A 21,759-nucleotide genomic window follows, 5' to 3' on the forward strand; every position below is an offset into this window, starting at 1 on the left:
CGACAGGCTCGAAACGAACGGAGGTGGACTCGCGCGCCACTCCCTAACCATCGGCAAAGCCGAACGGCGCCCGCGTCCGCCGATAATCGTCGGGCAGCATGTCGCGGCCGATCGGAGGGGCGGACCGGGCCATGCACTGGCTGCGGTGGCACAGGCGACAGGTGACGCCGATCGGCGTCGGCGCGGGGGGCGGTGCATCCTGGCTATAGACCAGCCGATGGGCATGGTCGGCCGCGCAGCACAAAGCGATCGCCCGCTCCACCTTCGCCGCGCCCCAACTGCCGCCGCCGGCGGTCACGGTGCGCGCGATCGAGAAGAAACGCTGGCCGTCGGGCAGTTCCAGCCATTGCGTCACCACCTCGCGCGGCGTCTCGAACACGCGATGCACCGACCAGAGCGGGCAGGAACCGCCATGGCGGGCAAAGGGAAAGCCGGCCCCGTCCAGCCGCTTGGAGACATTGCCGGCCTGGTCGACCCGTAGGAAGAAGAAGGGGACGCGCTCCTGCCCCGGCTTCTGCAACGTCGTCAGCCGATGCGCCGCCTGCTCGAAGCTGACGCCGAACTGCCGGGCCAGCGCCTCGACATCATAGCGCTTCGCCTCCACCGCCTTGGCGAAGGCACCATAGGGCATCAATATCGCCGCCGCACCATAGCTGGCCAATGCCCGCCGGGCGAGCCGCCGGCCGCTCTCGCTGGCGAACTGCCCGTCCTTCAGCAGCGCGTCGAAGCCCTTGCGCATTTCCAGATAGGCGATCTGCAACGCGAGCTGGAAGGCCGAGCTGGCGCCGTCCAGCGCATCGTCCAACAGCACCGCGTCGCGATGCCGGTCCAGCCGCCGCATCGATCCCGCCATCACGTCCGACGGCAATCGCCGCACCCGCAAATTGTGCCGCGCCTTCAGCCATCCCGACAAACCACCCTCGGCCTCCGCTTCCGCCGCCAGCTTCTCGGCCGCATCGTCGAGCAGCGGGAAGCTATTGCGCCGCGCGGCGATAAAGCGCCGGGCCTCCGCCACCGGATCGGCGCCATCCTCCTGGGGCTCCGCCTCCGCCCCCCGGTCCGCCAGCGCCAGATGCTCCTCGCGATAGCTGGTGTAGAGCCGCAGCAGCGCCTCTGTAATGCCCGGAAAATTGACCGCGACATCGCCGGTCGCCAGTTGCGGCAGGTCGATATCGGCGAACATAGGGTCTTTCAGCACCGCCTGCAGCCGCGCCGTCTGTTCCGCGCCGCCGTCGCCCGCCACTTCGGCCATGTCGAGCTTGTAGGTGCGGGCGAGGCGCAGCAGCATGTCGGCGGTCAGCGGCCGCTGGTTGCGCTCCAGCAACGCAACATAGGAGGCGCTGATCTCCAGATCATTGGCCATGTCGGCCTGGGTCAGGCCCAGATCGCGCCGCAGCCGCCGCAATCGCGGCCCCATATAGACGGGACGATCCTTAGCCATGGCACCGACTCCTGTACGCTCTTTACAACTTTACAGCAGATTTTTGTAAAGATCGACAACTGGACTTTGGCAGGGGTGCCGTACCCCGTTCCGTGTGTCTACTTCGCTGTCATTCTTTCTTGCAGCTCACCCCGAGGGAATGACGACATGACCTATCAAAGTGAAATCGCGAAGGCCGACACGCTGATCGGCGGCCAGGGCCATTGGGACGGCATTGCGCCCGAATCCGTCGCCCGCATGCGCCTGCAGAACCGGTTCCAGAGCGGCCTCGACATCGCCCGCTACACCGCGAAGATCATGCGTGCCGACATGGCCGCCTATGATGCCGATCCGGCCAACTACACCCAGTCGCTGGGCTGCTGGCACGGTTTCATCGGCCAGCAGAAGATGATCTCCATCAAGAAGCATTTCGGCACCACCAAGGGCCGCTATCTCTATCTCTCGGGCTGGATGGTCGCGGCGCTGCGCAGCGAATTCGGCCCGCTGCCCGACCAGTCGATGCACGAAAAGACCAGCGTCCCGGCGCTGATCGAGGAACTCTACACCTTCCTGCGCCAGGCCGACGCCCGCGAGCTGGGCGGCCTGTTCCGCGATCTCGACAAGGCCCGCGCGGAAGGCGACGAGGTCCGCACCGCGAAGCTCCAGCAGCAGATCGACAATTACGAAACCCATATCGTCCCGATCGTTGCCGACATCGACGCCGGCTTCGGCAATGCGGAGGCGACCTATCTGCTCGCCAAGAAGTTCATCGAGGCTGGCGCCTGCTGCATCCAGATCGAGAATCAGGTCTCGGACGAAAAGCAGTGCGGCCATCAGGACGGCAAGGTCACGGTCCCGCATGAGGACTTCCTCGCGAAGATCCGGGCGGTCCGCTACGCCTTCCTGGAACTGGGCATCGACGACGGCGTGATCGTCGCGCGCACGGATTCGCTGGGCGCGGGCCTCACCAAGCAGATCGCCTTCACCCGGGAAGCGGGCGACATTGGTGACCTGTATAACGGCTTCCTCGACTGTGACGCCGTCGATGCCGGTGCGATCGGCCATGGCGACGTCCTCATCAGCCGCGACGGGCAACTGCTGAAGCCCAAGCGCCTGCCGTCGAACCTCTATCAGTTTCGCGCCGGCACCGGCGAGGATCGCTGCGTCCTCGACTGCATCACCGCGCTCCAGAACGGCGCCGACCTGTTGTGGATCGAAACCGAAAAGCCGCATATCGGCCAGATCGGCGGCATGGTCAGCCGCATCCGCGAAGTGATCCCCAATGCCAAGCTGGTCTATAACAACTCGCCCAGCTTCAACTGGACGCTGAACTTCCGCCAGCAGGTGTTCGACGCCTGGGAGAAGGAAGGCCGCGACCTTGCCGCCTATGACCGGGCCAAGCTGATGAGCGCGGACTATGACGCCACCGACCTCGGCATCGAGGCGGACGAACGCATCCGCACCTTCCAGAAGGATGCGGCGGCGCAGGCTGGCATCTTCCACCACCTCATCACCCTGCCGACCTATCACACGGCCGCGCTCAGCACCGACAATCTCGCCAGGGAATATTTCGGCGAGGCCGGCATGCTGGGCTACGTCAAGGGCGTGCAGCGGCAGGAAATCCGCCAGGGCATCGCCTGCGTGAAGCACCAGAATATGGCCGGCTCCGACATTGGCGACGACCATAAGGAATATTTCGCCGGCGAAGCCGCGCTCAAGGCCGGCGGCACGCACAACACGATGAACCAGTTCGCAGCCTGAAGGCCACAGGGGGAACCAGTTCGCAGCTTAAGTACCACAGGCGCCCCATCTTCCCGGCGATATCCCGATAAGCGTCGGGAAGATGGGTTCCGCAAGCGTAACAAGCATGGAAGATTGGAGTTTCGCGGCCGGGGCCGTGAAGACAGCCAGTTCGCGGGGAATTCGACACTCCTCTCGCGATTGGGTGGAAGGACCCTCGACGGCCCGGTGGCGCACCACCGGGCCGTTTTTTATTTCGCTCACCCTGCTCCGTTCGCCCTGAGTAGCCCCTGAGCGAAGTCGAAGGGGCGTATCGAAGGTACTCAGCACGAACGGCTCATGGGGTGCCCCTCAGGCGATCCCCGCCCGCTGGCGCACCGCCTGCTTCAAGATGTCGAGCGGCATCGCGCCCAGCGTCAGCACCTCATGGAATTGCTTGAGGTCGAACTTGTCTCCCTGCGCCGTCTTCACTTCCTCCCGCAGGTCGTTCCACACGGTATGGCCGATCTTGTAGCTGCACGCCTGGCCCGGCCAGACGGTATAGCGGTCGATCTCGCCCTGGCTGCGGCCGCGCGCGATGCCGGTGGTGGCGATGAGATAATCGGTCGCCTTCTCGCGGCTCCAGCGCTTGGCGTGCATGCCGCTGTCGACCACCAGCCGGGTGGCGCGGAACAGCAGCGACTGGAGATAGCCGACCTGGCCCAGCGGATCGCCCTTGTACATGCCCATCTCGTCGGCGAGCTGCTCGGAATAGAGCGCCCAGCCTTCGGAATAGCCGCTGTAGAAGCCACGGCGGCGGATCATCGGGATCGAATCCGATTCCAGCGCCACCGTCACCTGCAGATGGTGGCCCGGCACCGCCTCATGATGGGTCAGCGTGGCGAGGCCGAATTTCGGCCGGTCGAACGTGTCGCGCAGGTTGATGAAATAGATGGCCGGCCGCGACCCGTCGAGCGAGGCATTCTGATAATAGCCGCCCGGCGCGCCCGCCTGGATCGTTACCGGTACGCGGCGCACCTCGACCGGCGCCTTGGGCACGGTGTTGAACGCCTCGCCCAGCCGCGCCTGCATCGCCTTGATCTGGCTGTTGAGCTGCGCCAGCAGCGCCTCGCGGCCCGGATCGGTATTGGGGTAGAGCTGGTCGGGGCGCTGGTTGAGCGCGACCAGACGGTCGCCGACCGTGCCCTGGCTCATCCCTTCGCCCTTCAGGATCGCGTCGATCCGCGACGAGATGCTGGCGACCTGGTCCAGGCCCATCTGGTGGATCTCGTCGCCGGTCAGCCGGGTCGTGGTCGCGGCCTCGGCGGCGGCGGCGTAGAAGGCCTCGCCATCGGGCAGGCGCCAGCAGCCGGCATCATGCACCGCCTTCGCCCGCAACTGCTGCACCAGCGCGCGCTGGCGATCGACCGCGGGGAAGACCTTTTCCGCGACGATCTTCTCGGCTTGGGCCGCGCGTTCGGGCGGCAGGCCGGCGGCGGCCAGCTTCTTGGCAAAGCTTGCCACCAACACGGTCTGGGCGGCGGGCTGGTCGCGCAGCGCCGCCTGCATCTTCATGGTGGTGTCGAGGATATAGTCGGGCGCGAACACGCCCTTGGCCGCGTCCGCCTTCTGCCGTTCCAGCTCGCCATCCATGCTGACGGGGAAGGCTTCGAGCCGCGCCAGATAGGCGTCGGCATCGGCCGCGTCCTTCACCCGGTGCTGGCTGTCGAGGAAATCGGGCGTCTCGCGATAGGAGCCGGTCAGCTGGCTCAGGATATAGGGCGCGTAGCGGCCCGCCGTCTCGCCATAGGCGAAACGCTCGCCACCGACCGCGCGGTCGAGCTGATAGGCGACGACATCATAGTCGAGCTGGCTCGCCGGGCTGAGCGCCGCGCGGTCGAGGCCGGCCAGTTGCTTGGCCTGCGTCTTGGTGCGGGCGAGGTCGCGGGCCGCGCCGGCGGCGCTGGTGTCGCTGAGCTTGCCGCGCAGCGCCGCGCGGGCGCCGGTGTCGAGGCCAAGGCGGGTCGCCTGTTCCGGGCTGTCGTCCAGCCGCTCATAGAAGAAGCCGTCCAACATGGCGCGCAGGCGGGCATCCTGCGATCCCGGCTGCGCAAAGGCGCGCGGGGTGGATGCGGCCAGCGCCGTGGCGCCGCTGGTGGTGAGGAATTGGCGTCGGTTCACGAAATGCTCCCTGTTCTGGCCCTGGCGCGAACGGTCGCCCGCCCGCCGGGGGCCGCCTTAGTGCCGCGCATGCAGGGGCTTGGCTAGGGGAGAGGAGATGGTTTTGATGTGGTAGCCAACGGCAACGGTCCGGCAATGGTTCGGAATTGCAACCTAAATTGACAGCTGCTTGCAGCGGGGATAGCCTTGATTCTCCTAGCGAAGGAGGTCCCGATGCGTTTCGCGTTTCTTCTCCCGGTCATCACTTCGACATTGGCTGCCCCGATAATGGCGCAGACACCATCTGGTCCGGCAACGGCTCAGCCTGCATATCATGAAGGCCTGCGCCCCAGCTGGGACAATCTCTACAATATCGATTCAGGCGTATACGGAGATTTTCGAACTGCGAATTACAGCCAGGTCCGCCAATTGATGCAGCAAGGCCATTATGCCCAGGCGGACAAGGCGCTGAACAGGATCATGAGCGGATCGAATGATCTTGAAGCCCGCTTCCTGAAAGGCGTCACGACGCTGGCGCTGAATAATCCGGAAGGTGCGCGGCGCTATTTTGAACGGGCGCTGCCCAATGGGCGGAGCGGCCACCCGGGCGCGATGTCGGGTCTGGCGCTTGCCGAAATCAGGCTGGGCAATGTCGGCGCCGCGCAGGACATTCTGCAGAAGCTGCAATATCAGCAAGCGCGATGCGCGGGCAATTGCGATCGCGCGATATCCATCGACCAGGCGATCGGGGTGGTGGAAAAGGCGCTGAGCTGAACCGGGACGGTGGCAGTCGCTGCGCTGATTATAGTCCCCAGGGCTAGGAACGGAGTGGTCCGCGCGCATCTCTGATAAGCCGAGCTTGTCAGAGGCGTGGATCGTTCCGTCTGTAAGCCCATTCCCCGATGCGCTAAGGCGCGCGCACCACGCAAAGGGGAGTTTGATCGATGGCCTATACGCTGATCACCGCCAACCGGAATTATAGCAGTTGGTCGCTGCGGCCCTGGTTGTTGATGAAGGGGTTGGGCATCGCCTTTGCCGACCGGATCGAGCCTTTCGCATCCGCGACCAATTATGCGGCCTTTCGCAGCTTTTCGCCGACCGGACAGGTTCCCGCACTGATCGATGGCGATCGGACGGTCTGGGATTCGCTCGGCATTCTTCTCTATCTCGCCGACCGGCATGCGGGCGTGTGGCCGGCCGATGTCGAGGCCCGCGCCTTTGCCCAATGTGCGGTGACGGAGATGCACAGCGGCTTTTCCGCGCTGCGCAACGATTGCACGATGAATGTCGGCGTGCGGGTGGAACCGCATCTCCATTCGCCTGCGCTGAACAGGGATATCGCCCGCCTGCGTGAATTGTGGGAACAGGGGCTGTCCCGCTTTGGCGGTCCTTATCTGGCCGGCGCCGATTTCAGCGCCCTCGACGCCTTCTATGCGCCCGTGGCCTTCCGCGTCCGTACCTATGGGCTGGACGTCGGCCCGATCGCGCGCGTCTGGGTCGAGCATATGCTGGCGCATCCGGCGATGCGGCAATGGGAGCAGGAAGCGCTGGCCGAGACCTGGCGCGAGGATAGCCATGAGGCAGAGATCGGCGCGGCCGGCCGCATCGTCGAGGATTATCGCGCCCGTTGAGGTGGATGTAACATTCTTGCTTCGTGGCAGGCGGAAACAGACGAAATCCATCGCATTCCCCCTTTCCCCTGGCGCCTTACGGGTCTAGGGGGAGGGGACCATGGTTAAGCCACGCACCCTCTATGAGAAGATCTGGGACGCGCATGTCGTTGAACGGCGTCCCGATGGAACCTGCCTGATCTATATCGATCGTCACCTCGTGCATGAAGTGACGAGCCCGCAGGCGTTTGAAGGCTTACGCCTCGCTGGACGGAAAGTGCGCCGGCCCGACCTGACCCTTGCGGTACCCGACCATAATCTGCCGACGACGCCGCGCCGCGACGCCGAGGGGCATCGCATCCCGATCGCCGACCCGGAAAGCGCGCAGCAGCTCGCCGCGCTGGAACGCAATGCGCCGGAATTCGGCGTGCGTCTGATCGGCGACGCGGACCCGGAACAGGGCATCGTCCATGTCGTCGGTCCGGAACAGGGCTTCACCTTGCCGGGCACCACTCTGGTGTGCGGCGACAGCCATACCAGCTCGCATGGCGCGCTGGGCGCGCTGGCCTTCGGCATCGGCACGTCCGAGGTCGAGCATGTGCTGGCGACCCAGACCCTGCTGCTGAAACAGTCCAAGACCATGCAGGTCGTGGTCGAGGGTGCGCTGGGCTATGGCGTCACCCCCAAGGATGTGGCGCTGGCGATCTGCGGCACGATCGGCACCGCCGGCGGCACCGGCTATGTCATGGAATATCGCGGGTCGGTGTTCCGCGACATGTCGATCGAGGGCCGCCTGACCGTCGCCAACATGTCGATCGAGGCGGGTGCCCGGTCCGGCCTGTTCGCGCCGGACGAAAAGACGTTCGCCTATATCGAGGGCCGTCCGATGGCGCCCAAGGGTGCCGACTGGGATGCGGCCGTCGCCTGGTGGAAGACGCTGCACACGGATGAAGGCGCGGTGTTCGACAAGACCGTCGTGATCGACGCGGCCGACATCGTCCCCAACGTCACCTGGGGCACCAGCCCCGAGGATGTCGTGCCGGTGACCGGCGTCGTGCCCAACCCCGAAAGCTTCGCCGATGCGTCGAAGCGCGCTGCCGCGCAGAAGTCGCTCGACTATATGGGCCTGTCCGCCGGGCAGAAGATGGAAGATGTCGCGATCGAGCATGTCTTCATCGGCAGCTGCACCAATAGCCGGATCGAGGATCTGCGCGCCGCCGCCGGCCTGCTGAAAGGGCGGCATATCGCCGCCGGCATCAAGCATGCGATGGTCGTGCCGGGATCGGGCCTGGTCAAGCGCATGGCCGAGGCCGAGGGGCTGGACCGCATCTTCCTCGACGCCGGTTTTGAATGGCGCGAGCCGGGCTGTTCGGCGTGCCTGGGCATGAACCCGGACAAGGTGCCGGCCGGCGAGCGCTGCGCATCGACCAGCAATCGCAACTTCATGGGGCGCCAGGGGCCGGGATCGCGCACGCATCTGGTCTCGCCAGAAATGGCGGCGGCCGCGGCACTGACGGGCCGGTTGACCGATGTACGCGCATTGATGGGTGAAAAAGAGGGGATGGTCGCATGAAGAAGGTATTCTGGGTGCTGGCGCTGGGCGCGCTGGCCAGTGCGGCGATGGCCGCGACGCTGGGCCGCGCCGAGGACGGTCCCGCAGTGGAGGCGAAGCGGGCGCACTGATGGACAAGCTGACGACCGTCGACGGCCGGGCCTATCCGTTCGGGATGAAGAATGTCGACACCGACATCGTCATCCCGGCGCACTGGCTCAAGACGATTTCGCGCGCGGGCCTGGGCAAGGGCGCGTTCGAGGTGCTGCGCAAGGAACCGGGCAATGTCTTCGACGATCCCGAATATGCCGGCAGCCCGATCCTGATCGCGGGCGACAATTTCGGCTGCGGCTCCAGCCGTGAACATGCCGCCTGGGCGCTTGGCGACCTGGGCATCAAGGTGGTGATCGCGCCGAGCTTCTCCGACATCTTCTCGGGCAATGCGTTCAAGAACGGCATTTTGACCGTGGTGCTGCCGCAGGACGCGATCGACCGGCTGATGGAAGTGGCGAAGAGCGACCCGATCCATGTCGATCTGGAGCAGCAGAGCGTCACCACCCAATATCAGGATCGCTTCCACTTCGAGATCGATCCGTTCCGCAAGCATTGCCTGCTGGGCGGCCTCGACGAGATCGGCCTGACGCTGGACGAGGCGGATGTGATCGATGCGTTCGAGGCGAAGGACGCGGCTTTGCGTCCCTGGCTGGTTCCGGCCGTTGCCTAAAGGCGCGGTTCCGCCTATCTCCCGATCAGACAGACGTAATTCGACAGGGCTTCATCCATGACCACTTTCGACGACCGCGAGCGCGCATTTGAAAATATGTTCGCGCACGACCAGGAGATGCAGTTCCGCATCCAGGCGCGCCGCAACCGCCTGCTGGGCGAATGGGCGGCCGCGAAAATGGGCCTGACCCCTGAAGAAACCGACGCTTATGCCAAGGCCGTCGTGCAGGCCGACTTCGAGGAAGCGGGCGACGAGGATGTCATCCGCAAGCTGGTCGGCGATATGACCCAGGCGGGCCTCGATATCGACGAGCCCGGCGTGCGCGCCGCGCTCGAAGAACAGGCGGTGGTCGCCCGCCGCATGTTCATCGAAGCGCAGTAAGGACAGTATCGCCATGCCGATGGCTGCCGACGACATTGCGGCAATGATCAAGTCCGCGATTCCCGATGCGCAGGTCGAAATTACCGACCTTGCCGGCGATGGCGATCATTATGCGGCCAAGGTCGTGTCCGAAAGCTTTCGGGGCATGACCCGGGTGGCACAGCAGCGCGCGGTCTATGCGGCGCTCGGCGGACGCATGGGCGGGGTACTCCACGCCTTGCAACTGACCACCGCCGTTCCCAACTAACCGCCATAGCGACATTCGCGTCCCGCCCGGCGGTGACGCCAGACAGAGAATTGGACCCAGTGAAATGACCGACGCCGTGCAGCAGCGGATCGCCGAGATTGTCAACGGCAATGACGTGGTGCTCTTCATGAAGGGCACGCCGCTCTTCCCCCAGTGCGGTTTTTCCAGCCGCGCGATTGCGATCCTGGAGCATCTGGCCGTGTCCTATGAGACGGTCGACGTGCTGCAGGACCAGGCGATCCGCCAGGGCATCAAGAGCTTCTCGGACTGGCCGACCATTCCCCAGCTCTATGTGAAGGGCGAATTTGTCGGCGGCAGCGACATCATGATGGAAATGTACGAGGCTGGTGAACTGCAGCAGCTGATGACCGACCAGGGCGTCGCTGCGGCGAACTGAACGCAGCTTCAGGGCGAAAGATTATCGGGCGGTCCGCTGGTCGGGCCGCCCTTTTTCTTGGGGGTCAAGCGCGACGGGCGATGGCCGTGAGGGCCGAGACAAGCGCGTCCAGTTCGGCGATCGACGTATAGAGCTGGGGCGTGACGCGCACGCCCTGCACCGTGCCGCGATCGATCGCGACGGCGTAGATGCCATATCGGTCCATCAACGTCGCGGCGAGCTGGGCCGGGGCGATGCCCTCTATACCGACATTGGCGATGGCGCAGGTGCGCGCCGGATCGGCCGGCGTGTTGAGCCGGATGTTGGGCATGGCACGGACCTTTCCGGTCCAATAGCTCTGCAGATAGCGTAGCCGGGCGAGCTTGCGCGGTGCGCCGATCGTCTCGTGAAAGGCGATGGCGGTCGCGAGCGTCAGGTCGCTGTGGATCGGGTGGGTACCGCGATGGTTGAGCTTGCGGATATCGTCGTCCGCCATGCTGGCGTCGCCGAACATCGGCCAGAGCGCAGGAATGCGATCGCGCCGGACCCAGAGCAGGCCAAGTCCGAGCGGCGCCGACAACCATTTGTGCAGCGAGGCGCCATAATAGTCGCAGCCCAGGTCGGGAATGGCGAAGTCGAGATGGGCGAAGCTGTGGGCGCCGTCGACCATCACCGGCACGCCGCGTGCATGCGCCATCGCGCAGATCGCCTTGACCGGCAGCACCTGGCCGGTGCCCCCGACAATGTGGGAAACCATCAGCAGCCGGGTGCGATCGGTCAGGGCGGCGCGATAGACGTCGACGATCTCGGCATCGCTCTTCGGGTGGAGCGGCACCTCGACGATGCGGTTGACCATGCCGTGGCGCCGCGCCTGCAGCGCGAACATGTCGATCATCGACCCGTAATCCTGGGTCGCCATCACGGCCTCGTCGCCCGGCTTCCAGTCGATGCCGTTGATGATGGTATCGAGCGATTCCGTGGTGTTGCGGGTGACGACCAGTTCCTCGACCGGGCAACCGGCGAGCCGCGCGACCTGACCGCGGACCTTCAACACATCGGCGTCCAGCCTGGTCCGCATATAATGCGATGCCTCCCCGTTGATCGCGCGGATATTGGTGAAAAGGGCGTCGAGGATCGTGTCGGGCTGGAAGCAATAAAAGCCGTTTTCCAGATTGATGAAGCGATTGTCCGTCCGGTAATGCGCACGGAGTGCCGCCCAGAAGGGCTCGTCCTGCGCCAGTTCGGCCGGCGCGCGGGCCAGCGCCTGTCCCATCGCGCCTTTGCTCAGCATCAGGCCAAGGGCGGTCGTGGCACCCATCTTGAGCATGTTCCGTTTGTTCATGGCGCTGTCCCCTTCGTCACGCATAACGAATGAAGCGGGGCGATCCGCGCGGCAAGAAGGAAGGGGGAGCCACCGGGTGGGGGACGCCTGCGGAGACCGTGCCGGCATCCCCCGGGGTAGTTGAACGGTGGGTATCGGAAACCACGCAACCTGCGTGCCAAAAGCGCAGAATCGCGTGATTTCAGGCTGACAAAAGGTTAATGGGGGCGGCGGCTTTCCCATGCCTGTAAAATCTGCCGACGCTTTCGGTCGAGTCATGCAGGCCGCTCCGATTTCGGGATTGACTACATTCGTAATCGATGCGACTACATCTGTAGATGTTTAACGGCACAGAGTCGGATTGAAACGGTGAGCGAGAAGATCAGCGAAGCGGAACTGGTGGTGATGGAAGCGCTGTGGGAGCAGTCGCCGCTGACCGCCAATGACGTTGCCGACCGTGTGACGGGGGAGCGGGACTGGAGCGTCCAGACCGTCAAGACGCTGCTGTCGCGGCTGATGGCAAAGGATGTGATCGCCGCCGACCAGGACGGCCGCCGTTTCCTCTATCGTCCGCTGGTCGCGCGCGAGGATTATGTCGCGAGCGAATCCGGACGACTGGTCAATCGGCTGTTTGGCGGGAGAATTTCGCCACTGGTCGCGCAGCTTGCGAGCCAGGACCAATTAAGTGCTGACGATATTGCGGAGCTTGAGGACATCCTGAAGGGGTTGAAATCATGAACGTCTGGATCGCTGAAACATTGATCGCCACCACCTTGCTGATGGCGATCGTCATGATGCTGCGGCGTCCTGTCGCACGCTGGCTTGGGGCGGGGGCCGCCTATTGGCTCTGGGCCTTGCCACTGGTGCGCGCACTCTTGCCTGCGCTGCCGCGCGATGTCGCTGCGCCGTCGCCATTGCACAGCGTGGTGGACCAGTCGGGGCTGCCGGCTCTGCTGGCCGCCGCTCCGGTTGCGTCGTCGATCCCGACGGCATCGACCATCCCCTTTCTGGAGATCGGCATCGGTCTGTGGTTGCTGGGGTGTGTCGCCTTCCTTGTCATTCAGGCGATCGGCTATGCCCGTTTTCGGCGCCACATCCTGGCCGGTTCGACGCCATTGTGGGAGGAGGCGCGCGTTCGCGTCATCACCAGCCCGCATGCCAGCGGACCGCTCGCCTTCGGTGTCATCCATCCCTATATCGTCCTGCCCGCCGATTTCGCGCTGCGCTATGACGCGCTGGAACAGGATATGGCGATCGCGCATGAACGCGCGCATCATGACCGCGGTGATCTGACTGCCAACATGGTCGCGTTACTGCTGCTGGCCATCCACTGGTGCAATCCGATCGCCTGGATCGCCTATCGCGCCTATCGCGCCGATCAGGAAACCGCCTGCGATGCGCGCGTCCTTTCGCTCTATGGTCAGGATCAGGCCCATGCCTATGGCCGGGCGATCCTGAAGGCCGCAGGCGGACGCCAGTTTGCCGGCGCCTGTCATCTCACCCGCATCACCACGCTCAAGGGGAGGCTGAAAATGCTTTCGAGCCATGAAACATCATTGAACCGCATCAGTTGGAGCATGGCCGCCGTTGCCGTGGTCATCGCTTCCGGCCTGGCCCTGACCGCTTCGGGTAGTCGCGCCGCGCAGCAGATGGCAGTCATCACGGACAAGGTGGATCAAGTGGATTTCGCCCGCTTGACCGATCTGGTGTCGCAGCCGGCCGCCGCGACCGAAATTCTGCCCCCTGCCATGCCGGTTGCCCCGACTGCGCCGGTGGCGCCAGCCATGCCGCAGTCGATCCCCGCTCCCCAACCCTTGGCCGCGCCGATTGCTCCCGCCGCGCCGGCACCCGCCGCCGACATGGTACCGCCGGTGCCGCCCGTCCCCCCCGTGACCGTGCGCAACGAGCCGGGGCGGGTGGTCGTGACCTACGCCAATGGCCGGACCCAAACCCATCGCATTCCGACCGAGGCGGAGATCGCCCGGATGGTGCCCGTGGTGGATGTGCGCAACGGCTGTGAAGGCAATGAGACGGTGTCCAGACGCGAGACGGTGAATGCCGATGGGCGCCGGGTGATCCGGGTGCGGATCTGCCAATCGGCGATTGACCGGGCCGCGCGTGATGCCGAGCGTGCCGGCGCCAATGCCGATCGGATCAGCGCCCAGGCCGAGCGCGCCGCGCGGCAGGCGGAGATCGAGGGGGCCAGGGCCGAGCGGATGGCGGCGGTTGCCGAGCTGAACGGTCTGCGCGCGGCCCGGGCGCAGATCGCCCGCAACTGGACGATGCCCAAGGAGGATCGGGAAGAGGCGCTGCGCGACCTGGACCAGGATATTGCCGAGGCCCAGGCGCGCCGCGATTGAAACAAGGCTCGGCCGACCATCCGGCCGGGCTAGCGCATTTTCTAAGCAGACGGAATCGTCTGCTGGCTCGGAAAATGCCGACAATAAAAGACGAATAGAGCCTGATCCAATCCAATATGATCGGATCAGGTTCTAGATTGCGACCACTTCGGGCAGGATCGCATCGAGCAGCAGCATGCCGGCCGGCGCGACCTGCAACAGGCCGCCTGATAGCCGGACCAGGCCAAGATCGGTCAGCTGCGCAATCGCGCGGTCATCGACCAGCCGGTCGACGCCAATTCCGGACAGGGCGGCAATGCGCGGCAGATTAACGCCTTCGCCCAGCCGCAGCCCCATCAGCAGCGCTTCGCGCGCCCGCTCGTCCGCCAGCAGCGGCTCTTCGGCCTGCAGGCCATGGCCGTTGCGGTCGACCGCCCCCATCCAGTTTTCCGGCTTCTTGTGGCGTAGCGTTGCCACGCCGCCGCGCCGCCCATGGGCGCCCGGGCCAATGCCGACATAGTCGCCATACCGCCAGTAGGTGAGGTTGTGGCGGCTTTCCTGCCCCGATCGGGCATGGTTGCTGATCTCATAGGCGGGAATGCCGGCCGCACCAGTCATCGCCTGGGTCATTTCATAGAGCGTCGCGCCATGATCGGGATCGGCCGGTGTCAGTTTTCCCTGCGCCACCAGTGTCGCGAAGCGGGTACCCGGCTCGATCGTCAACTGATAGAGTGACAGATGGCCGGTGCCGAAGGACAGGGCGCGGGCAAGCTCCGCCTCCCAATCCGATTCGCTCTGTTCCGGGCGGGCATAGATGAGATCGAAGCTCACCCGATCGAATATGTGCTGCGCGGTGTCGAGTGCGGCTAGGCCCTCGTCCACATCATGCGCGCGGCCGAGGAAATGCAGCGCCTGATTGTCGAGCGCCTGGAGGCCCAGCGAAACGCGGTTGACCCCGGCGGCGGCCAGATCGCCAAAGCGGGCGGCCTCGACCGAATTGGGATTGGCCTCCAGCGTGATTTCGATTTCCGGGGCGAAACCCCAACGCTTTTCGGCAGCTTCGATCAGCGCCGCGACGATCTGCGGCGGCATCAATGACGGCGTGCCACCCCCGAAGAAGATGGACGTCAGCGCGCGTCCATCGGTCAGCTGCGCTTCATGTTCCAGATCCGATAGCAGCGCGCGCTGCCATGCCGGTGCGTCGATCCGGTCCCGGACATGACTGTTAAAGTCGCAGTAGGGACATTTGGAAACGCAAAATGGCCAGTGGACATATAGAGCGAGGGCATCGGCGGATGCCGACGGGGACAAGATGGTTGCGGGTGACATGGGTGGTGGTGGGCTTAGCCGGATTCGGCGTGCAGGGCTAGCGACGGCAGCGATGGGGATGATGGCATGGAGCGGAACAGCGATGGCCGCGCCATCGCGCACCGTTCCGCAGGCTGCCTTCCCCCCTTCTTATTATGGCATGGCGCCAGCGCCGCGCTCCGATGCGCTGCTGCGCCGGACGGTGCTGGATGTCCATAATCGCGAGCGCATGGCGCTGGGCGTCGCGGCGATTACCTGGGACGATGCCCTGGCGGCGGACGCAGCGCGCTACGCGCGACAGATGGCGCGGACCAATATTTTTCGCCATTCGGGCCGCGCGGATCGGGCGATTGATGCTGGCGAAAATCTGTGGATGGGCAGCCGCGACCTCTATGGTTATGATGTGATGATGGACGGTTTCGTGCAGGAACGGCGGGTGTTTCGGGCACGCGGTCGCTTCCCCGATATCAGCAGCACCGGCAATTGGCAGGATGCGGGCCATTATAGCCAGATGGTGTGGCGCGGCACGCAGAAGGTCGGGTGCGCGCTGGGCGAGGGGGCGCGGTTCGACTATCTGGTCTGTCGCTATTTCCCGGCGGGCAATATGTACGGCATGGGGCCGCTCGATGCGCCGGCGGCCGCCGTGCTGGCCGGGCGGGGACGCTGACGGGCGGATCATTTCCCCGGTTTCGCGCATTGGCTGGTCATGGCACGCGAAAGGAGAGGGTGGATGATCCGACCTGTATCGATATTGCTGGGCCTGTCCCTGCTGGGCGTGACGGCATGTGGCCAGCCGGCCGAACACAAGGTCGATCCTGGTCCCGATAACGCGATCGTCGCTCAGCGGAACGGTGCGGCAGCCCATAACGGTCAGACACCGGTGCCGGCCCCTACCGGCCCGCTGTCCTGTTCCGCCGATATCGGTGAAGCCGCAGCGCAGAAGCTGGTCAGAACCTGCACCGACGTTTCTCCCGCGACGCATCCGCCGTGCAATGCGGCCAATAGCTGCGCCATGATCGAGGATGAGATCGCGCGCAGCTGCGCGCTGTTCGACGGCCAGGGCGACCCGATGCCGGAGTGCACGCCGGCGCCCAAGAGCGCGGCGGCCGCAGCGGCGGTGGTGCAACGCTATTATGCCGCGCTCAACGCCCGTGACTATGGCACAGCCTGGACCTTATGGGGCGATGATGGCCCGGCGGGGCAGACGATGGCCCGGTTCGAGGCCGGCTTTGCCGCCACCCGCGCGACGCATGTGACGATCGGCCGGCTGGAACCGGGCGACGCAGGGGCGGGATCGCTCTATCAGCCGGTGCCGGTAACGGTGGAGGCGGAACTGCTCGACGGCACCCGCCAGCGTTTCACCGGAACCTATGTCGTGCGCCGCGTCAACGACGTGGACGGCGCATCGGCCGCCCAGCGGCGCTGGCATATCGATTCGGCCAAGCTGCGCCCTGTTTCGTCGGAGTGATTGGGGGCATCGCTCGCGTTCGACATCTATGTTTCATACGATCCCGGCGCGGCGACCGCTTGTCAACTGCGTGCCCGCCGAAGGGCAACGCTTTGACGATCTGGTCTGCCCTTTCTATCCCGTCGGCAACATGTTCGGCATGAGGCGGTTGGATGCGGCGCCGGTGCTGGTCGGCGACGAGGAATAGGGGATTGATGCGACCAAGATTGGCCGGACTGGCGCTGCTTTTGCCGCTGATGATCGGGGCCTGCACCGTTGATGTGCCGAAAAGCCTGTGCGGCATGCCGCCTGGCCTTCAATCCTGGCAGGGCCTGTCGGTCCGCTGGAGCGGGACGATCATCAGTCTGTCCGCGCCGCCCGATGCTGGTAGCAGCAGTTATTTTGCCAATGAAGCGTGCGGCCAGTCCGTCAGGATTCCCTTTCAGGGAACCGCCAAGCCTTTTGAGGTCTCGGCCTATCATGCGGAGGTCGAGGGGCATCTGGTCGTCGAGGATCGGCGCCCCATGCTCATCATCGACCATTATATCAGCCGTGCCTCCGCCTTGAGCCGGGCGGAGAGCGAAGCCTATTTCAACCGTCTTATTGCTGCGCATAATCGCCGGCTGGCTGCGGAATCGCGGCCCTGGCCAGCCAAGCGTTAGAGCACCGCCTTCACCAGCTGGGCGAAGGCGTCGGCGCGGTGGCTCATCGCGTGCTTGGCGTCCGGGTCCATCTCGCCGAAGCTGATGGCGTGGCCCAAGGGCTGGAACATCGCGTCATAGCCAAAGCCATTTGCCCCGCGCGGCGGCCAGACCAGCAGGCCGTCGACCCGGCCCTCGAATGCCTCGACATGGCCGTCGGGCCAGGCGAGGGCGAGGGCACAGATGAAATGGGCGCCATGGCCGGCGTCCGGCCCCTTGGCCTGCACCCCGTCCCAGACCTTCTGCATCGCGAGCCCAAAATCCTTGTCCGGCCCGGCCCAGCGGGCGGAGAAGAGGCCCGGATCGCCGTTGAGCGCCTCGACGCACAGGCCACTATCGTCGGCCAGCGCAGGCAGGCCGGAGAGGTCGGCGGCCTGCATCGCCTTCAGCTCTGCGTTGGCGATGAAGGTGGTGCCGGTCTCCTCCGGCTCGGGCAGGTCGAGCGACGCGGCGGAGATCGGCTCGATCCCATAGGGGCCGAGCAGGGCGGCGATTTCCCGCACCTTGCCGGCATTATGGCTGGCGATCACCAGCTTGCCGGGCTTCAGCTTGCGGATCGCCTGTTCCTGTCCATAGTCGTCGCTCATCTGGCTCTACCCTTATTCCATATGGTCATCCCGGCCCCCGAGCCGGGATCCCGCTTTCTTGTCGGCTTTCGCGCAGTCAAGGGAAAGCGGGACCCCGGGTCAAGCCCGGGGTGACGGGATTGGCTCAGCGACCCGTCGCCACATCCTGCGCGGCGAAGATCTTGGCGCAGCCGATGCGGGCGAGGCGGAGCAGACGGAGCAGCTCTTCCTCGTCATACGCCGCACCCTCAGCCGTGGCCTGCACTTCGGCGAACTTGCCGTCGCCGGTCAGGATCAGGTTGGCGTCGGTCTCGGCATTGCTGTCCTCGGCATAGTCGAGGTCGAGCACTGGCGTGCCTTCATAGATGCCGCAGCTGATCGCCGCGACCTTCTGGATGATCGGGTCTTCGCTGAGCGCGCCGGAGGCGAGCAGCTTGTCGACGGCGATGCGCAGCGCCACCCAGCTGCCCGAGATCGCGGCGGTGCGGGTGCCGCCATCGGCCTGGATCACGTCGCAGTCGATCACGATCTGGCGCTCGCCCAGCTTCTTGAGGTCCACGACCGTGCGCAGCGAGCGACCGATCAGGCGCTGGATTTCCTGGGTACGGCCCGACTGCTTGCCCTTGGCCGCCTCGCGGCTGCCGCGGGTGTGGGTGGCGCGGGGCAGCATGCCATATTCGGCCGTGACCCAGCCCGATCCCTTGCCACGCAGGAAGGGGGGCACCTTTTCCTCGATCGAGGCGGTGCACAGGACGCGGGTGTCACCGAAGCTGACGAGGCACGAGCCCTCGGCATGGATGGTGAAGCCGGGTTCCATGGTGATGTCGCGCATCTGGTCGGGCGCGCGGCCGGAAGGACGCATAAATTTTTCTCCGAAGCGGTCAGGTGGCTGCGCATAGAGCCTGATCGTCCGAGGGGGAAGCGCTTTGCGCGTTCGCCGAGGGCGTGAATCAGGCTCTACGCAGATATTATGTGGACCTTGCTTCACGCTTCAGCCCTTTTGGGCTGAAACGAGCAAGGTCCGGCGCCGGGCGGCGCGGGTTGCCAGTGCCAAGCGCCAAAAGTTGCGATAAGAGGGGCGCCATGAAGAGAGCGATGATGATGGCGCCGGTAGCGCTTATGCTGCTGGCGGGATGCGTGACGGACCGGGAGAAGGTGGAGCTGGAGCCGCCGACGGCCGCCGGCGACACGATCCGCTTCACCGCCGGTCGCTGCTTTGGCGCCTGTCCCGCCTATACGCTCACGGTGACGCCCGATGGTTCGGGCCTGCTGGAGCCCGAGCGCTTCACCTCCGTCCCCGGTCCGACCCGCTTCACCGTCAGCGCCGCGCAATATCGCCAGCTGCGCACCGGCCTGGCCCCGTGGAAGCCGGCAACCGGCACGGCAAAGCGCATCGCCCAGGGCGAGAATTGCACCCGCTTTGCCACCGACATGCCCAGCTACACGATCGAATGGACGCGCGGTGACGGGAAGGGCGGGGGCAAGGGGGCGAAACCGACCCGGCTCGATTTCCAGTCGGGCTGCATGGACAATCGCTATGCGAAACTGCGCACGACGATCGGCGCCATCCCCAAGACGCTGGGCATCGAACCGATGCTGAAGCTCAAGCCGGGAAGCTGAATCGGCGCCCCGCGACGCGACAGTTGAAAGTTCACAGTGTCGCAAGGGGTGATTTGCGTCGATTTTGGCGGATTGCGCCCGCCACGCGCCAGCGAAGCGACAGGCGCGCGACACGCGGGTCACGCCGACGCGACAGTCGCGCGCCTCTGACGCGACCGTGAGGCGACACTGAAACGACAGCGACGCGACAGTTTTGGGCGTTGGGCGGGGGTGTTAAGCGGGGCGTGGGAGTGGCCTGTTCCATCGCAAAGGGTAGATCAGAAGCGCGGCGAGTAGGAAAGGGAAGGACAGTCGTTCCGACAGGCTGCGTCAGCAGATATAATCCTTCAATGGCGGAGCATCGCCCGGCTTGCCGGCTTCGATCCAGGCAAGCTTTCCGGTCAGAAATTCCAGAGCGCTATCGATCGCCGACCGCCTTTCCGTCAGGCGCTCGATCTGTTGACGCAAGACTTCGGCCGTGCGCGCATCTGAGCCAGCGCCCGATAGATATTCCTCGTTCAACGCGGCGATTTCGCGCAGAGAATAGCCCAGAAATTGCTGCAAACGGATCATCCGCGCTGCAGTCACATCATCCGGGCCAAATAGTTGATAGGGATTGGAGCCACCCTTGCCACTGCGCTGAGGGGTCAGCAGGCCCTTGGCAATGTAGAATCGGATAGTGTCGGCTGACAGGCCGGTGGCTTTCGAGAATTGGGAGATCATCATCGCATTCAAGGCCTTGACCATGGACTAAGGTCTACACTTATAGGGCCTGCTCGTCGCAAATAGGAGACCTGTCGCAATGACGAGCCGCGCTACCCCCATTCCCCTTCTTCCCTTCACCGCCGACGGACCGCTTGTGGGCGCGCAAGGTCTTGGCTGCATGGGCATGAGTGAATTTTACGGCGCCACCGACGAGACGGAGGCGCGCGCTACGCTGGAACTGGCGCTCGACCTGGGGGTCACCATGTTCGATACCGCCGATATGTATGGGCTGGGCGCGAATGAGGCTTTTCTGGCGCCGTTTTTTCGCGCGCATCGCGATCGCGCGATGGTCGCGACCAAATTTGGCTATGCGCGCACCGCCGCGCATCCTGACGACTGGAGCCTCGACAATCGTCCCGCCTTCATTCGCGCCGCAGTGGAACAGTCTTTGCGGCGCCTGGGCGTGGAAGTCATCGACCTCTACTATATGCATCGACGCGATCCGGCCATTCCGCTGGCGGAATCGATCGGTGCGATGGCCCGGCTGGTTGAAGAGGGCAAGGTGCGCTGGATTGGCCTGTGTGCTGTCAGCGCGGCGGAATTGCGCGATGCCCACGCGATCCATCCGATCGCCGCGCTGCAATCGGAATGGTCGCTGTTCACGCGGGACATCGAGACCGAGATAGTCCCCGCCGCCAAGCAATTGGGTGTGACGCTGGTCCCTTATTCGCCATTGGGACGGGGCATGTTGACCGGTCAGGCCTTTGCGGCTGCGCTGGAGGAGGACGATGCGCGGCAATATTTTCCACGCTTCGCCCCGGACAATCTTGCGGCCAACAGCCAGCTTGTCGGCGAAATCGCGCGGATCGCCCGCGCCTTGGAGGTAACGCCGGCGCAATTGGCGCTGGCCTGGCTCTATAACCGGGCGGAGATGCTGGGCGCGAAGATCATACCAATTCCCGGTACGCGGAAGCGGACACGGCTGATGGAAAATCTGGCCGCCCTGTCGCTCAGGCTTAGCCGATCGACCATGGATGCTCTGGAGCCGCTCGCTGGTGCGGTGCAGGGTATTGCGATTTGAACGATCCGCGGCACTTGCCATGGCGGACAGTCACATTATTGCCGCCAACCCATTAAACGAGAAGGAATTTCATGCCTATTTCCGGAGCTTGCCGCTGCGGCAAGATCGCCTATCAGGTCGACCTGGATACGATGCCGCTCACCTATGCCTGTCATTGCAGGGACTGCCAGACCTGGAGCGGGAGCGCCTTCGCCCTCCATGCCATGCTGCCCGAAGCGCTGCTGACTGTCACCGGTGATGCGACGGATTTCCAGATCGATGCCAATGAGGCGATGGCCTCGACTCATATTGGCTGTCTGGCCTGCATGACCCGTATCGCCAACCGCAATGCGGCCGTGCCGGGCATGATCGTGCTGCGTGCCGGGACGCTCGACCGCAGCGTGGAATTGGTGCCGGCCGTCCACATCTGGACCAGCCGCAAGCAGGAATGGCTGCAATTGGACGGTGTGCCGCAATTTGCCCAGACGCCCAGTCCGGAAGAATTCGCTGCGGCGCTGCGCTAG

The 21,759-nt window shown here is 64.8% G+C and carries 23 protein-coding genes; 16 read left to right on the forward strand and 7 right to left on the reverse strand.

Annotated elements, in window-relative coordinates:
• Window positions 1-43 precede the first annotated feature (43 nt).
• The gene (locus PMI04_RS05620; RefSeq protein ID WP_007713301.1) at window positions 44-1,441 is read right to left on the reverse strand and encodes a helix-turn-helix transcriptional regulator; all 1,398 of its coding nucleotides are present in this window, start codon (window positions 1,439-1,441) and stop codon (window positions 44-46) included.
• A 147-nt stretch (window positions 1,442-1,588) separates the two neighbouring features.
• On the opposite strand from PMI04_RS05620, the gene PMI04_RS05625 reads away from it, so the two are divergent.
• Entirely contained in the window at window positions 1,589-3,181 is a 1,593-nt protein-coding gene (locus PMI04_RS05625) for an isocitrate lyase (protein ID WP_007713299.1), read from the forward strand.
• A gap of 330 nt (window positions 3,182-3,511) precedes the next feature.
• Here PMI04_RS05625 and PMI04_RS05630 read toward each other — a convergent pair whose 3' ends face one another.
• Window positions 3,512-5,320, reverse strand: a complete 1,809-nt coding sequence (locus PMI04_RS05630; RefSeq protein WP_007713297.1) for a DUF885 family protein — start codon at window positions 5,318-5,320, stop codon at window positions 3,512-3,514.
• 213 nt (window positions 5,321-5,533) lie between these two features.
• Between PMI04_RS05630 and PMI04_RS05635 the strand changes: the two genes are divergently transcribed.
• The 7 genes from PMI04_RS05635 (at window position 5,534) to grxD (ending at window position 10,210) form a co-directional block, all read left to right on the forward strand.
• On the forward strand, window positions 5,534-6,073 hold the full coding sequence (locus tag PMI04_RS05635; protein ID WP_007713295.1) for a hypothetical protein: 540 nt from the start codon (window positions 5,534-5,536) through the stop codon (window positions 6,071-6,073).
• A gap of 170 nt (window positions 6,074-6,243) precedes the next feature.
• Complete coding sequence (locus tag PMI04_RS05640) at window positions 6,244-6,930, forward strand: glutathione S-transferase family protein (protein ID WP_007713293.1); 687 nt, start codon at window positions 6,244-6,246, stop codon at window positions 6,928-6,930.
• 100 nt (window positions 6,931-7,030) lie between these two features.
• Window positions 7,031-8,482 carry a 3-isopropylmalate dehydratase large subunit gene (leuC, locus tag PMI04_RS05645; protein WP_007713291.1) on the forward strand — a complete coding sequence of 484 codons (1,452 nt, stop codon included), beginning with the start codon at window positions 7,031-7,033 and terminating at the stop codon, window positions 8,480-8,482.
• 109 nt (window positions 8,483-8,591) lie between these two features.
• Window positions 8,592-9,185, forward strand: a complete 594-nt coding sequence (leuD, locus tag PMI04_RS05650; protein ID WP_007713287.1) for a 3-isopropylmalate dehydratase small subunit — start codon at window positions 8,592-8,594, stop codon at window positions 9,183-9,185.
• Window positions 9,186-9,242: 57 nt separating this feature from the next.
• Entirely contained in the window at window positions 9,243-9,566 is a 324-nt protein-coding gene (locus PMI04_RS05655; RefSeq protein ID WP_007713284.1) for a DUF1476 domain-containing protein, read from the forward strand.
• 13 nt (window positions 9,567-9,579) lie between these two features.
• Window positions 9,580-9,813 (forward strand): BolA family transcriptional regulator, encoded by a 234-nt coding sequence (locus PMI04_RS05660; RefSeq protein ID WP_007713283.1) that lies wholly within the window; start codon window positions 9,580-9,582, stop codon window positions 9,811-9,813.
• 64 nt (window positions 9,814-9,877) lie between these two features.
• Entirely contained in the window at window positions 9,878-10,210 is a 333-nt protein-coding gene (gene grxD / locus PMI04_RS05665) for a Grx4 family monothiol glutaredoxin (RefSeq protein WP_007713281.1), read from the forward strand.
• 64 nt (window positions 10,211-10,274) lie between these two features.
• On the opposite strand, the gene PMI04_RS05670 is transcribed toward grxD, so the two are convergent.
• On the reverse strand, window positions 10,275-11,531 hold the full coding sequence (locus PMI04_RS05670; RefSeq protein WP_007713279.1) for an aminotransferase class V-fold PLP-dependent enzyme: 1,257 nt from the start codon (window positions 11,529-11,531) through the stop codon (window positions 10,275-10,277).
• 348 nt (window positions 11,532-11,879) lie between these two features.
• Between PMI04_RS05670 and PMI04_RS05675 the strand changes: the two genes are divergently transcribed.
• Both PMI04_RS05675 and PMI04_RS05680 read left to right on the forward strand, forming a co-directional pair.
• Window positions 11,880-12,248 (forward strand): BlaI/MecI/CopY family transcriptional regulator, encoded by a 369-nt coding sequence (locus PMI04_RS05675; protein ID WP_007713277.1) that lies wholly within the window; start codon window positions 11,880-11,882, stop codon window positions 12,246-12,248.
• Window positions 12,245-13,870, forward strand: coding sequence for a M56 family metallopeptidase (locus tag PMI04_RS05680; protein ID WP_007713274.1), 1,626 nt, complete (start codon window positions 12,245-12,247; stop codon window positions 13,868-13,870). Before PMI04_RS05675 ends, PMI04_RS05680 begins: the two co-directional genes overlap by 4 nt.
• A gap of 132 nt (window positions 13,871-14,002) precedes the next feature.
• Here PMI04_RS05680 and hemW read toward each other — a convergent pair whose 3' ends face one another.
• Window positions 14,003-15,178: a radical SAM family heme chaperone HemW gene (hemW, locus tag PMI04_RS05685; protein WP_007713272.1), complete on the reverse strand. Its 1,176-nt coding sequence runs from the start codon at window positions 15,176-15,178 to the stop codon at window positions 14,003-14,005.
• 82 nt (window positions 15,179-15,260) lie between these two features.
• Here hemW and PMI04_RS05690 point away from each other — a divergent pair, with 82 nt between their 5' ends.
• The 3 genes from PMI04_RS05690 to PMI04_RS05700 all read left to right on the forward strand — a co-directional run bounded on the left by PMI04_RS05690 (window position 15,261) and on the right by PMI04_RS05700 (window position 17,266).
• On the forward strand, window positions 15,261-15,824 hold the full coding sequence (locus PMI04_RS05690; protein WP_007713270.1) for a CAP domain-containing protein: 564 nt from the start codon (window positions 15,261-15,263) through the stop codon (window positions 15,822-15,824).
• A 63-nt stretch (window positions 15,825-15,887) separates the two neighbouring features.
• Window positions 15,888-16,625 (forward strand): hypothetical protein, encoded by a 738-nt coding sequence (locus PMI04_RS05695; protein WP_007713268.1) that lies wholly within the window; start codon window positions 15,888-15,890, stop codon window positions 16,623-16,625.
• 194 nt (window positions 16,626-16,819) lie between these two features.
• Window positions 16,820-17,266: a hypothetical protein gene (locus PMI04_RS05700; protein ID WP_007713266.1), complete on the forward strand. Its 447-nt coding sequence runs from the start codon at window positions 16,820-16,822 to the stop codon at window positions 17,264-17,266.
• Here PMI04_RS05700 and rdgB read toward each other — a convergent pair.
• Window positions 17,263-17,892, reverse strand: a complete 630-nt coding sequence (gene rdgB, locus PMI04_RS05705) for an RdgB/HAM1 family non-canonical purine NTP pyrophosphatase (protein WP_007713264.1) — start codon at window positions 17,890-17,892, stop codon at window positions 17,263-17,265. The genes PMI04_RS05700 and rdgB overlap by 4 nt on opposite strands.
• 124 nt (window positions 17,893-18,016) lie before the next feature.
• A complete protein-coding gene (gene rph, locus PMI04_RS05710; RefSeq protein WP_004210935.1) occupies window positions 18,017-18,733 on the reverse strand; it encodes a ribonuclease PH in 717 nt (238 codons plus the stop codon).
• Window positions 18,734-18,954: 221 nt separating this feature from the next.
• Between rph and PMI04_RS05715 the strand changes: the two genes are divergently transcribed.
• Window positions 18,955-19,491, forward strand: a complete 537-nt coding sequence (locus PMI04_RS05715) for a DUF6438 domain-containing protein (protein WP_007713246.1) — start codon at window positions 18,955-18,957, stop codon at window positions 19,489-19,491.
• A 309-nt stretch (window positions 19,492-19,800) separates the two neighbouring features.
• On the opposite strand, the gene PMI04_RS05720 is transcribed toward PMI04_RS05715, so the two are convergent.
• Window positions 19,801-20,196 (reverse strand): MerR family transcriptional regulator, encoded by a 396-nt coding sequence (locus tag PMI04_RS05720; RefSeq protein WP_037487005.1) that lies wholly within the window; start codon window positions 20,194-20,196, stop codon window positions 19,801-19,803.
• 76 nt (window positions 20,197-20,272) lie between these two features.
• On the opposite strand from PMI04_RS05720, the gene PMI04_RS05725 reads away from it, so the two are divergent.
• Window positions 20,273-21,256 (forward strand): aldo/keto reductase, encoded by a 984-nt coding sequence (locus PMI04_RS05725; protein ID WP_007713242.1) that lies wholly within the window; start codon window positions 20,273-20,275, stop codon window positions 21,254-21,256.
• 71 nt (window positions 21,257-21,327) lie between these two features.
• A complete protein-coding gene (locus PMI04_RS05730) occupies window positions 21,328-21,759 on the forward strand; it encodes a GFA family protein (RefSeq protein ID WP_007713240.1) in 432 nt (143 codons plus the stop codon).

This window comes from Sphingobium sp. AP49 (assembly GCF_000281715.2).
In the GTDB taxonomy this organism is placed as follows: domain Bacteria; phylum Pseudomonadota; class Alphaproteobacteria; order Sphingomonadales; family Sphingomonadaceae; genus Sphingobium.

Coding starts and splice junctions, on each gene's coding strand:
- PMI04_RS05620 (WP_007713301.1), bottom strand. CDS start 1,441: ATGGCTAAGGATCGTCCCGTCTATATGGGGCCGCGATTGCGGCGGCTG.
- PMI04_RS05625 (WP_007713299.1), top strand. CDS start 1,589: ATGACCTATCAAAGTGAAATCGCGAAGGCCGACACGCTGATCGGCGGC.
- PMI04_RS05635 (WP_007713295.1), top strand. CDS start 5,534: ATGCGTTTCGCGTTTCTTCTCCCGGTCATCACTTCGACATTGGCTGCC.
- PMI04_RS05640 (WP_007713293.1), top strand. CDS start 6,244: ATGGCCTATACGCTGATCACCGCCAACCGGAATTATAGCAGTTGGTCG.
- leuC (WP_007713291.1), top strand. CDS start 7,031: ATGGTTAAGCCACGCACCCTCTATGAGAAGATCTGGGACGCGCATGTC.
- leuD (WP_007713287.1), top strand. CDS start 8,592: ATGGACAAGCTGACGACCGTCGACGGCCGGGCCTATCCGTTCGGGATG.
- PMI04_RS05655 (WP_007713284.1), top strand. CDS start 9,243: ATGACCACTTTCGACGACCGCGAGCGCGCATTTGAAAATATGTTCGCG.
- PMI04_RS05660 (WP_007713283.1), top strand. CDS start 9,580: ATGCCGATGGCTGCCGACGACATTGCGGCAATGATCAAGTCCGCGATT.
- grxD (WP_007713281.1), top strand. CDS start 9,878: ATGACCGACGCCGTGCAGCAGCGGATCGCCGAGATTGTCAACGGCAAT.
- PMI04_RS05670 (WP_007713279.1), bottom strand. CDS start 11,531: ATGAACAAACGGAACATGCTCAAGATGGGTGCCACGACCGCCCTTGGC.
- PMI04_RS05680 (WP_007713274.1), top strand. CDS start 12,245: ATGAACGTCTGGATCGCTGAAACATTGATCGCCACCACCTTGCTGATG.
- hemW (WP_007713272.1), bottom strand. CDS start 15,178: ATGTCACCCGCAACCATCTTGTCCCCGTCGGCATCCGCCGATGCCCTC.
- PMI04_RS05690 (WP_007713270.1), top strand. CDS start 15,261: ATGGCCGCGCCATCGCGCACCGTTCCGCAGGCTGCCTTCCCCCCTTCT.
- PMI04_RS05695 (WP_007713268.1), top strand. CDS start 15,888: ATGATCCGACCTGTATCGATATTGCTGGGCCTGTCCCTGCTGGGCGTG.
- PMI04_RS05700 (WP_007713266.1), top strand. CDS start 16,820: ATGCGACCAAGATTGGCCGGACTGGCGCTGCTTTTGCCGCTGATGATC.
- rdgB (WP_007713264.1), bottom strand. CDS start 17,892: ATGAGCGACGACTATGGACAGGAACAGGCGATCCGCAAGCTGAAGCCC.
- rph (WP_004210935.1), bottom strand. CDS start 18,733: ATGCGTCCTTCCGGCCGCGCGCCCGACCAGATGCGCGACATCACCATG.
- PMI04_RS05715 (WP_007713246.1), top strand. CDS start 18,955: ATGAAGAGAGCGATGATGATGGCGCCGGTAGCGCTTATGCTGCTGGCG.
- PMI04_RS05720 (WP_037487005.1), bottom strand. CDS start 20,196: ATGATGATCTCCCAATTCTCGAAAGCCACCGGCCTGTCAGCCGACACT.
- PMI04_RS05725 (WP_007713242.1), top strand. CDS start 20,273: ATGACGAGCCGCGCTACCCCCATTCCCCTTCTTCCCTTCACCGCCGAC.
- PMI04_RS05730 (WP_007713240.1), top strand. CDS start 21,328: ATGCCTATTTCCGGAGCTTGCCGCTGCGGCAAGATCGCCTATCAGGTC.